General features: G+C 45.9%; 3 protein-coding genes. All 3 read right to left on the bottom strand.

Annotation, left to right across the window (positions count from 1 at the left end):
• Positions 1–51: 51 nt before the first annotated feature.
• Positions 52–228 (bottom strand): aminotransferase class IV, encoded by a 177-nt coding sequence (locus CIK04_RS35840; protein WP_369597184.1) that lies wholly within the window; start codon positions 226–228, stop codon positions 52–54.
• A 344-nt stretch (positions 229–572) separates the two neighbouring features.
• The gene (locus CIK04_RS34745) at positions 573–749 is read right to left on the bottom strand and encodes a hypothetical protein (RefSeq protein ID WP_325205978.1); all 177 of its coding nucleotides are present in this window, start codon (positions 747–749) and stop codon (positions 573–575) included.
• An 82-nt stretch (positions 750–831) separates the two neighbouring features.
• On the bottom strand, positions 832–982 hold a 151-nt coding region (locus CIK04_RS28970), incomplete at its 5' end, for a 3-oxoacyl-ACP synthase (RefSeq protein WP_128824748.1).

The following is a 982-nucleotide window of genomic DNA, read 5'->3' on the forward strand; positions in this document are numbered from 1 at the left end:
ATCTGGTTGATCGGAGCAACACCCAGTAACGAGTTGGTCATGAATACTTCCTCAGCCTCCAATAAAGTAGGACAAGTCTGCTTTGATTTCCTGACACGCTATCGCACGACGTTGTGCCTCGCCCATCACCAAGCGACGCATCACACCAGACACCCCACTCAAAGTGAGATCGGGAGTAAAAAGTACACCATTCTTAACCCAAAAAAGATTGGCTATTTGTAGTTTCAATCACATGGTTTTGCACATTAAACGTCACCCCATCTTGGTACCCCAACGCATCGAGGCTCCGACTTTGCAAAGAACTTGCTCAAGACGATTATTATGTTTGTGTCCTGCAAGAATAGGATTGAGACCGAGTGGTATTTGGCACACACCGAGCTCGACACCGTATTGTTGCCATTGGGAATAATGAACAGGATAGGAAAAACTCGAGATGGTAACGTTAGGCGTAGCAACACCACTGGGACTGTAACCGCGACCACCTTCTCCGACGGCATAATGTGCAATTTCAACCCACCTCGCGCATCAGGCAACGCGGCCTGGTGCAGCCAACTGTTCAACCAATGACCCAATCAGGGAGAGGAATTGGAAAGAACCTGTAAGCACGCTTCCATCCGTTCAATATGCAATGGCCAATGCTCGATTTGGCCATTCAATGTTTTCATGGTGGTAAAGCAGCCATCACCATACTGGAATGATCGGTCTGAGAGAGAAACTTCCGTTGCTACAACGCCATTGACCCAATACATGCTATCTATATCCCAATAAAACAAACGCTTAATGCTAAGCATCAAGCCGTTTAAATACAAGTTTCAGAAACCTAAATGAGTGTTAGATTTTCTTAAATACGAGTGAGCCGTTTGTTCCACCGAAGCCGAATGAGTTACAGATGGCGTACTCCATATCCACTTTCTTCGCAGTATGTGGAACAAGATCGATATCCAAACCTTCTTCTGGGTTATCCAGGTTAATGGTTGGTGGA

This window comes from Vibrio sp. 03_296, assembly GCF_002265885.1.